General features: G+C 63.2%; 8 protein-coding genes and 1 tRNA gene. 1 reads left to right on the forward strand and 8 read right to left on the reverse strand.

Translation table 11 applies throughout. The annotated features are described in order from the left end of the window. Window positions 1-18 precede the first annotated feature (18 nt). Entirely contained in the window at window positions 19-1,710 is a 1,692-nt protein-coding gene (locus PVZ80_RS27970; RefSeq protein WP_016704916.1) for a molecular chaperone HscC, read from the forward strand. Here the strand turns inward: PVZ80_RS27970 and PVZ80_RS27975 are convergent. From PVZ80_RS27975 to PVZ80_RS28010, 8 genes are all read right to left on the reverse strand, one after another. Next, window positions 1,707-4,391, reverse strand: a complete 2,685-nt coding sequence (locus PVZ80_RS27975; RefSeq protein WP_273864856.1) for a DUF805 domain-containing protein — start codon at window positions 4,389-4,391, stop codon at window positions 1,707-1,709. The two genes, PVZ80_RS27970 and PVZ80_RS27975, sit on opposite strands and share 4 nt — an antisense overlap. After that, entirely contained in the window at window positions 4,388-5,086 is a 699-nt protein-coding gene (locus PVZ80_RS27980; protein ID WP_273864857.1) for a DUF1266 domain-containing protein, read from the reverse strand. Before PVZ80_RS27980 ends, PVZ80_RS27975 begins: the two co-directional genes overlap by 4 nt. A gap of 185 nt (window positions 5,087-5,271) precedes the next feature. Next, on the reverse strand, window positions 5,272-5,718 hold the full coding sequence (locus PVZ80_RS27985; protein WP_007922004.1) for an Hsp20 family protein: 447 nt from the start codon (window positions 5,716-5,718) through the stop codon (window positions 5,272-5,274). Between the two features lie 121 nt (window positions 5,719-5,839). Next, the gene (locus PVZ80_RS27990; protein ID WP_009048092.1) at window positions 5,840-6,799 is read right to left on the reverse strand and encodes a tRNA dihydrouridine synthase; all 960 of its coding nucleotides are present in this window, start codon (window positions 6,797-6,799) and stop codon (window positions 5,840-5,842) included. A 118-nt stretch (window positions 6,800-6,917) separates the two neighbouring features. After that, the gene (locus tag PVZ80_RS27995) at window positions 6,918-7,355 is read right to left on the reverse strand and encodes an acyl-CoA thioesterase (protein WP_016704920.1); all 438 of its coding nucleotides are present in this window, start codon (window positions 7,353-7,355) and stop codon (window positions 6,918-6,920) included. A gap of 48 nt (window positions 7,356-7,403) precedes the next feature. Then, a complete protein-coding gene (locus PVZ80_RS28000) occupies window positions 7,404-8,237 on the reverse strand; it encodes an alpha/beta fold hydrolase (protein ID WP_053268598.1) in 834 nt (277 codons plus the stop codon). A 29-nt stretch (window positions 8,238-8,266) separates the two neighbouring features. Continuing rightward, window positions 8,267-8,806 carry a TetR/AcrR family transcriptional regulator gene (locus tag PVZ80_RS28005; protein ID WP_009048089.1) on the reverse strand — a complete coding sequence of 180 codons (540 nt, stop codon included), beginning with the start codon at window positions 8,804-8,806 and terminating at the stop codon, window positions 8,267-8,269. A gap of 182 nt (window positions 8,807-8,988) precedes the next feature. Beyond that, a tRNA-Glu gene (locus PVZ80_RS28010) sits at window positions 8,989-9,064 on the reverse strand. Between the last annotated feature and the right edge of the window lie 95 nt (window positions 9,065-9,159).

Below are 9,159 nucleotides of genomic sequence, written 5' to 3' on the forward strand. Positions count from 1 at the left end.
CACCCCACGAGATCGATCATGCAGGATGCAACCCTCCCCCGCCCGGCCCTGCTGGGCATTGACCTTGGCACCACCAACAGCCTGATCGCCGTCTGGCAGGACGGCCGCGCCCAGTTGATCCCCAACGCCCTCGGCGATGTCCTCACCCCGTCGGTGGTCAGCCTCGATGAAGACGACAGCATCCTGGTGGGCAAAGCCGCGCGAGCCCGCCTGACGACCCACCCGGAACGCACGGTGGCCGCCTTCAAGCGCTTCATGGGCAGCGACAAGCGCCTCGAACTGGGGGGCCGGCCGTTCAGCCCGGAAGAACTTTCGGCGCTGGTGATCGGCTCGCTCAAACAGGATGCCGAAGCCTTTCTCGGCCATCCGGTGCAGGAAGCGGTGATTTCGGTGCCGGCCTACTTCAGCGACGAACAACGCAAGCGCACCCTATTCGCCGCCGAACTGGCGGGCCTGACGGTATCGCGGCTGATCAACGAACCGACCGCGGCCGCCATGGCCTACGGGCTGCATGAACAGAAGTTCGAACGCACGCTGATCTTCGACCTGGGCGGCGGCACCTTCGATGTCACAGTGCTGGAATACGCACTGCCGCTGATTGAAGTGCACGCCTCCACGGGCGACAACTTCCTGGGCGGCGAAGACTTTACCGAGGCCTTGTTGCAGGCCTGCCTCAAGGACTGGCAACTCACCCCGGCGCAGATCGACGCGCAGGGCATGGCCAGCCTGGGTGACGCCCTGGAGCAGCTCAAGTGCAAACTCGCCGACGGCACTCAGTCACTCAGTTGGCGTCATGGGGACCGGTCATATGAATGGACCCTGGACGAAGCGCTGGCGCTGAAGATCTGGGAGCCGCTGCTGGCCCGCTTGCGAGCACCCATCGAGCAGGCCCTGCGCGATGCCCGCCTAAAGCCCCGCGACCTCGACAGCCTGGTGCTGGTGGGCGGCGCCACCCGGATGCCGGCGGTGCAGCAAATGGTCGCCACGCTCTTTGGGCGCCTGCCTTACCGCCACCTCGATCCGGATACGATTGTCGCGCTGGGCGCCGCCACCCAGGCCGCCTGCAAGGCCCGGGACGGAGCCATCGAGGAACTGATCCTGACCGACGTCTGCCCCTACACCCTGGGGATTTCGACCAGTCGCGGCGAACAGGTCAGTGGAGCCTTTTCGCCGATCATCGAACGCAATACGGTGATCCCGACGTCACGGGTGCAGCAGTTCTACACCACGCACCCGCACCAGGCGTTTATCCGCATTGCGGTGTATCAGGGCGAGCGGCCCTGGGTGCGGGACAATATTTTCATTGATTCCTTCGACGTGCCCCTGACGCCCAGCGAACAGATCCAGTCCCTGGACGTACGCTTCAGCTATGACATCAATGGCCTGCTCGAAGTCGACGTCACCCTGCTGGCCAGCGGTGAACGCCATAGCCACAGCATCGACCGCAGCCCCACCGGGCTCGATGCGCAATCCCGGCAGGCCAGCCATGAGCGACTGACCGCGCTGAAAATCCACCCTCGCGACGCCCTGCCCAACCGTACCCTGCTGGCCCGCCTGGAGCGGGCGTGGATGCAAAGCCTGGGCGACGAGCGCGAGCGCATCGCCGACTGGCTGGACACCTTCACCGCCGTGCTCGGTGGCCAGCAACCGGCGGAGATTGCCAGCCATCGAACCCAGCTGAACAAGGCGCTGGATCAACTACGTCTCTAGCCGTCGAGCCGCCGCAAGCAGGCCTGCAAACCGCCAGGCAGTGCGTCTTCACCAGCGCTGTCCGGCGGTACGCCATAGCGGTTGGGCAGTTTGTCGCCGGGGAAGGCAAAAAGAATCAGCGCCAGGAATGGAAAGAACACCGACAGACCGCCCAGCACCAGCAAGGTCGGGATGCCACGGCCTATGTCATGCAGACGACGCAGAATCGCCCCGAGCAAAAACACAGTGCCCAGCAACGACACAACGATCGCGGACAGCGATGTGCCGCTGAATAACGCGGCCAGCGGCGTGACCAGCACGGCGCCCAGTACCTGCCAGAAGAACGCTCCACGCCCCAGCCGTGTGCCCAGACGCCAGAAAGCCGTGGCCGGCGTCGGACGGCTGTCGCCCTTGGCCAGCAACAGACGCTCGCTCCAGGACAGCAGCGCGCTGAAGGCAAACCGCAGGCCAAGCCCGTGCTCCGGGTTGTCTTTGGCCCGCTGCATGCGCAGCAGCACTTTCTGCCGAGGTACACCGGCACTGCCATAACGCACTAGCCCCTTGAGCACATCGAGGGCCAGGTAAAAGGCCTCGCTGTCGATCCCTTCGTCTTCGGCCAGCGTCTGATGCGGCGGCCGTGGCGGCTCGCCCTTGATCAAGCCGTGGCGAAAGCCGTCGAACCAGTCCTGGGGGTTGGTGATTTCGGTAATCCGGTCGAGCAGGTATCGACGCTGCTGCGCATCGATCACCGGGTCGTGATACAGCACGCCACTCAAGAGCATGCGCCCGAGCAAATCGTCCGCGAAGGCCGGCAGGTCACCGCGCAGGCATGCAAACAGGCGCTCATTGCTCAACAACCGCGCACTGTCGAGCGCTTCCTGGACGCCAAGCAACTGCCGGTCGAGCAAGGCATGCAGCGGATCGTCCAATTGCAGCCAGCCGAGCAAAGCGCTCAGGTCGCCCTGTTCGCGCTGCAACTGGGCAAGCTGCGGCTGCAGCCGGCTGAGCGGATGGGACGGATTGAGCGCCAGACGCGCCAGACACTGCGAGTCGATCAATTGCCACCAGCGTTCCGGCTGCTCCAGCAATGCCATCAGGAACAGCGTATGGGCGTACCAGTGCCAGAGCGCCTCGCCCGTCCCTGGTGGCGGCAACACGACGCCGCGCTGGCTCAGTTGCAGCAGCAGGTTCAGTTCCGACAGATCGCTTGCCGCATCGGTATCGCTCAATTCGAAAGACTCGGCGATACGCTCCAGGGCGGCATGACCGTAAGGGCGCAATCGGCGCAGCCACAAACGGCAGATCTGGTGCGGCTCACCGGTTGTCAGCGCATCGGCCAGTTGCGCCGAAGCAGACTCCTCATCGATGAAGGTCTTCATCGCCAACGGAATCGGCGCCTGGTTCAACCAGCGCAAGTGCTGCCCGGCCTGGTCCTTGAACCCGCTCAGCACCAGGGCTTCGAGGGCATCCAGCGGCTGCGGCTCATCCAGCACCTGTTGCAACAGCTCTGCTGCGCCACGGTGCAAGGCCCAGGCATGCCGGTACAGGCGCAACAACCGGGTATCGGCATTCTGGCCAAGCAACTGCGCCAGCAAGGGCAACTCGTCGCCGCTCATCCGCCAATCGATAAAGGCCTGCGCCAACCCCTGCAGCTCGAGCCGGCCAACACCGAGCCAGCGGATCAGCGTCTCGGGACGTTGTGAAGGGCTGCCATATTCCTGGGTGACGTGGGCGAGATCGGTGGACCAGTCGCTGAAAGGCTCCAGACGATCAAAGGCCTGAATCAGCAGCGGCAAAAAGTCCGGCTGACGTTTGGCGCACAGCGCCAGCAATTGGCTCTCGGCCTTGGGATGACGATGCTCCTGCCACAGCCGGACCCAGCAGGGCAATGCCTGATCGTCCAGCCCCAGCAGGCTGTTCTGGCACGCCAACAGGTAAAGCCAGTCCACATCATCCGGCGCTTCGCGCTGCTGCTCGATGCACAACTGCAGCAGCCCCTGGCCACCGATGCCAGCCTGGGTGAATTGCACCAGCAGGCGCTTGATGAACACTGCATCGTTCGGTAACGGCAGGCAGGTGTGTTGGCTGGCGAAGCCTTCGTACTCGTGGAGCGGTCGCCGGTCGAAGATGAAGTCGAGGCTGCGCGCGAACCACAGGCTTTCGGTCTGCGCCGGTTCCGACCAGCACCCCATCAGCGCCGTATCGAATGGGTCCGGGGCCTTGATCCGGTTCAGATAGTCCTCGACATGGCGGGCCTGATCGAAACCCAGCTCCAGCAACTGATGCTCCCAGCCCATGCGCTGGGCCAGCAGGCCCGCGCAACGGTAGGAAAGCGGCCCGGCGTTGGCCGTCCGCTGGAACAACTCCCAGCGCAAGTCATCGAGCAGGCCGAGCGGCAGTTGATCCAGCGCCTTGATAAAGGCCTGCCAGGCATCGGGATTGAAGCGGCGCGTCGGATCATTCAGCAGCGCATCAAAATCGAGGATGGCTTGCGCAGGCGCAGGCTCGCTCTCCTGCGACGCCTCAAGCTCCTGCTCGTTGTCACGCACCAGCCGCAGAGCACTTTCGTAGGCCTGGCGCAGCGCCTGGAACCCTTCGGGATCGGTCTCCGGGTGATGCTCCGGCAGACGGGCCCGATAGGCATTGCGAATCAGCGTTTCATCGGTGGTAGGGTCGATGCCCAGCTTTATCCAGCAACTCATGACCAGTCGAACTCCTCTAGCGACGCCGGACGCTGCGGCAAGTCGAGATCCAGGTGCCAAGGCAAGTCCGCCAGACAATCCGCCATGTTTTCAGCGAGCCCGCGGGCAATCATTTGGCTGAGGGGGTTCTCCCCCTGTCGATCCAGCTCGTAAGCCAGTTCGTCATCGCTATTGCCCTGGCAACCCCAGAACGCGCGGCCAGCGAGGAATCCATTGAAATAAGCGAACCAACTGCCGTAGTGGTATTGCGCCCTGACCGCCAGCCGGCCGTGCAACCACAGGCTCTCGGCCAGATCGATCCACTGGTTGCGCACACCGCAACGCAAGAGAAACCCCATGCGCCCGTAATCCCAGGCCAGGATCCCACCCGGGCCACAAGCGCCAAAGGTACGGCTGGCGAACTGGTGCAGGATGCGTTCACGGGGTTCGAGCGTCTCGAGCAAGGCCTGCCATTCGCTCGGCAGACAACGCTGCCAGGCGCGATACGCGTCGTCGAGGTGGGTGGCATGACCGTTGTCAGTCATCCTTTCCAGCATGCCCAGCAACTGCCGTCGGTCACTGATGCCCCAACTGCCTTGCAGGTCGATGGAGTCCGAGCCGGGGTAGAACGCGGGGTTGTCGTATCCGGCGCGAGGGTTGAGCGCAACCATCGGCGCAGAGAGGCTCCACAGCCAGCGCTGCTGTATCTCGTCCATGAAAAAGGCTCCAGGCCGACCGGTGAGGAATGGGGGTCGGCAAAACTGCGGCGGATTGTAGAGAAAGCGCCACTACGCGGCAAAGGCGAACGACGATTTTCCCGGGCATAAAAAAGGCCCCGACTGGTCGGGGCCTTTTTCAGCGACTCAGCGCTTGATCACACGCCGGTGTGGCGGCGCAGGGATCAATGCTGCAGGGCTGGCTTCTGCGTCCCGTTGATCGGGATGCGCTTGGCTTTCGCTTCTTCCGGGATCACCCGCAACAGGTCGATGCTCAACAGACCGTTGCTCAGGCCGGCGGCCTTGATCTCGATGTGATCGGCCAGGCGGAAGGACAGCTTGAACGCACGCTGGGCGATGCCCTGGTGCAGGAAGGTGACGCCTTCGTTCGCGTCACGCTTGCCGCCACTGATGGTCAGCACGCCCTTCTCGACTTGCAGCTCCAGGTCTTCTTCCTGGAAACCGGCGGCGGCCACGACGATGCGGTACTGGTCGTCACCGTGCTTTTCGACGTTGTAGGGCGGATAGGTGCTGCCTGGCTCATTGCGCAGGGCGGTTTCGAACAGGTCGTTGAAACGGTCGAAACCCACCGAGGAACGGAACAGTGGCGCGAGGGAAAATGCAGTACTCATGGTTCAAATCTCCTGAAAACAATCAGCAAGTTTTTTTGTCTCCGCGACCCGAATTCGGCATCGCGTAACCCTTAGATAGGGACCGCCGATTGCATTTCAAGAGACTTTTTGCAGATTTTTTTCAGGCCGCCTCGGCCACTGGCAAGCCGAGCAAACGCGAGACTTGATCCGGCTCGGTTTCACGGCGCAGGACGGTAAACAGCTCCACCGCCTCGGGATAATTGCGGGTCAGCATCGCCAGCCATTGCTTCAGGCGACCCGGCGATTGGCGAGCGGTCATCTGTGCCTTGGCTTGCAACCAGAAGTCCTGGATCAGCGGCATCAGCTCGGCCCAGGTCATCTCAACGACTTCCTCGCCGGCACGTGCGGCGGCGATCTGTTTGGCCAGGTCCGGACGCGACACCAGGCCACGACCGAGCATGATGTCTTCGACGCCGCTGATTTCCCGGCAGCGGCGCCAGTCTTCGACACTCCAGATATCGCCGTTGGCGAACACCGGCACCTTGACCACGTCCTGCACCCGCGGAATCCATTCCCAGTGCGCCGGCGGCTTGTAGCCGTCGACCTTGGTCCGCGCATGCACCACGATATGTTCCGCGCCACCTTCGGCCAACGCCGTGGCGCACACCAGCGAGCCATCCGGGCTGTCGAAGCCGAGGCGCATCTTGGCGGTCACCGGGATATGCGCCGGCACGGCACGCCGCACATGCTCGACGATCTGGTTGAGCAGCTCCGGCTCCTTGAGCAGCACCGCGCCGCCACGGGATTTGTTGACGGTCTTGGCCGGGCAGCCGAAGTTCAGGTCGATGACTTCGGAACCGAGCTCGCAGGCCAGGGCGGCGTTTTCCGCCAGGCACACCGGATCGGAACCCAGCAGTTGCACCCGCAGCGGCACGCCGGACGCGGTCCGCGCGCCATTCAACAACTCGGGGCCGAACTTGTGGAAATAGGCCGGCGTAAGCAACTGGTCGTTGACCCGGATGAACTCGGTCACGCACCAGTCGATACCACCGACCCGGGTCAGCACATCCCGCAGGATGTCATCGACCAACCCCTCCATGGGCGCCAAAGCAATTTGCATGAATCACACTCAACGTAAAACGCGATAAAAAACGTGCGGCAGTTTACTGGGTTTCGCCGGGGAGCAGGTATTTCAACGGGTGGATGGTCACCGGCGGCGATGAAGCCATGCCGAAAGCTCAGCTCGCGCCTTGCAACGCCGGCCCATAACCTTCAAGAAATTCCGCCGGCATGCGCTTGGGCTTGCCGCTGGACAGCTCGATGCAGACAAAGGTGGTCTGGGCCCGCAGCAAGGTGGTGCCGTCGCTCGGACGCACCAGCTGGAAGCGCCGCGACATCTTCAGGCGCTGGTCCCAATCGACGATCCAGGTCGCCAGTTGCAGCTCGTCGCCTTCATAGGCCGCCGCCAGGTAGTCGATCTCGTGGCGTACCACCGCCATGGCCCGATCCAGGCGGCGGTACTCGCTCAGGTCCAGGCCCAGGCGCTGGGAATGACGCCAGGCGCAACGCTCGAGCCAGGCGACATACACCGCGTTGTTGGCATGCCCCAAGCCGTCGATGTCTTCGGCACCCACCTGCAGATCGATGATAAATGGCGTTGCCAGATCCCAGCCCATTCCCCACTCCCGGTCAGATTATTCGACCGGGGCAGTGTAACGGATTGCTCAGGCGGATTGGCGCGCTTGCAGGCTGCGGCCGGCCAACAGCGTCAGCACGCCCTCGATCACACGTGGGTCGGCCAATACGCGCTGATGCCCGCCCTCCTTCAGACGCAACAAGCGGCTGTCGAACCAGGCCTCGTGGATCAGATCGGATTCCTTGACCGGGACAAAGTTGTCGTCTTCGGCATGCACGATCAACCCGGGCATATCCAACTGGTAGTGCGCGACATCCATGGCCGCGGCGCGCATGCCGACATCCTGCTCCACCTGGCGGATAAAGGCCGAGCGCGCCTTGGGCGGCAGGCGCACATAACGGGCGAAGCCGCGCAACACACCGAGTATCCGCGCCGGGGCGGCGATACTGACCAGGGTCTCGGTACGCAAGCCCAGTTGCACCGCCAGCATAGCGCTGGCGCCCCCCATGGAATGGCCGATGACCGCGCGCAGCGGCGGCAACTCCGCGGCGGCTTCGAGCATGGCCCGGGCAAACAGCATCACATTGGCCTCGTGACCGGGAGAACGTCCGTGAGCGGGACCATCCAGCGCCACGACGCTGTAACCGGCGCCCACCAGTGCATCGATCAGGCTGGCGAACTGCGTCGGGCGCCCTTCCCAGCCATGCATCAGCAGCACCGCCGGCCCCTGACCCCAACGCAATGCCGAGAGCCCGAACCGCAGGGTGATGCGCTCCGAACGCGTCAGCAGCGGCAGCTCCCAGTCGCGCGGCAGCCGCTCGCGCGGCGTCATGAATGCCAGCCGCATCTTGCTGGCGACCAGCTTTGGTGCAACCCAGCCCAAGGTGCCATTAACGCCACGAACCCAACTTAACGTGCTCATCGCTCCTCTCCTCAGGCCAGCGCCTCAGGTCATAGCACCGCCGACTTGGCAGCGCGCAGTAAACGGTCCGACAGCTCACCGGCTCCCAGCGCCCGGGCCAGGGACAAGCCACCCACCATCAGGGCCAGGTCGGCCAGGGCCTTGTCGATGTCTTCAGGCGTGGTCGCCAACTGAGCCAGCATCAGCTCGATGTGTTCATTCAGGACTCTGCGGAAATCATCCGGCAGGCGCCCCATCTCACCGACCGATGCGGGGATCGGGCAAGCCTGCTCGGTGGAATCGCGGTGTTTGCGCGACAGGTAGAACGCCGCCACCAGCGCTCGCCGCTCTTCGCCGGTCAACGACGCATCCATATCGGCGATCAGGCCCCGGCGCTGGGCCAGCAATTGACTGAACGCTTCCAGCATCAGCGCGTCCTTGCTTTCGAAATGCGCGTAGAAGCCACCGACCGTCAGGCCCGCGGCGCCCATCACTTCGCCCACGCTCGGCTCGGCCGGGCCACGTTGCACCAGCGCGGAGCTGGCGGCCTGGAGAATGCGTTCGCGGGTTTGAGCTTTTTTATCGTTCATCGTTGCCTCCGAATATTACGATCAAAATATTATTCTCATAATAAATTTTCGCAAGTCGTTAGTGTGACCGCCGGTCAGAAGAACAGTGTGGGGAGAAAGGGAGAATTGGCCAAACGCCAGACAAACAAAAGGGCCATTCAATAATTGAATGACCCTTATAAATCCCGCAGAGCGGGTAATCGTGGCGTCCCCTAGGGGACTCGAACCCCTGTTACCGCCGTGAAAGGGCGGTGTCCTAGGCCACTAGACGAAGGGGACACAAACCCTTCTATACAACTGATCAGTGCTGAGATCTGATCGATTCAAGGCCGGTGTGGCCAAACCTTGAACTGTAAATTGGTGGAGCTAGACGG

Source organism: Pseudomonas sp. B3G-3, assembly GCF_028640915.1.
GTDB classification, from domain to species: domain Bacteria; phylum Pseudomonadota; class Gammaproteobacteria; order Pseudomonadales; family Pseudomonadaceae; genus Aquipseudomonas; species Aquipseudomonas chlororaphis_I.

What these genes read in the sequence shown, in the direction of transcription:
- PVZ80_RS28005 (WP_009048089.1), bottom strand. Translation starts at nt 8,806, where the DNA reads ATGAACGATAAAAAAGCTCAAACCCGCGAACGCATTCTCCAGGCCGCC.
- PVZ80_RS27975 (WP_273864856.1), bottom strand. Translation starts at nt 4,391, where the DNA reads ATGAGTTGCTGGATAAAGCTGGGCATCGACCCTACCACCGATGAAACG.
- PVZ80_RS27990 (WP_009048092.1), bottom strand. Translation starts at nt 6,799, where the DNA reads ATGCAAATTGCTTTGGCGCCCATGGAGGGGTTGGTCGATGACATCCTG.
- PVZ80_RS27970 (WP_016704916.1), top strand. Translation starts at nt 19, where the DNA reads ATGCAGGATGCAACCCTCCCCCGCCCGGCCCTGCTGGGCATTGACCTT.
- PVZ80_RS27995 (WP_016704920.1), bottom strand. Translation starts at nt 7,355, where the DNA reads ATGGGCTGGGATCTGGCAACGCCATTTATCATCGATCTGCAGGTGGGT.
- PVZ80_RS27985 (WP_007922004.1), bottom strand. Translation starts at nt 5,718, where the DNA reads ATGAGTACTGCATTTTCCCTCGCGCCACTGTTCCGTTCCTCGGTGGGT.
- PVZ80_RS28000 (WP_053268598.1), bottom strand. Translation starts at nt 8,237, where the DNA reads ATGAGCACGTTAAGTTGGGTTCGTGGCGTTAATGGCACCTTGGGCTGG.
- PVZ80_RS27980 (WP_273864857.1), bottom strand. Translation starts at nt 5,086, where the DNA reads ATGGACGAGATACAGCAGCGCTGGCTGTGGAGCCTCTCTGCGCCGATG.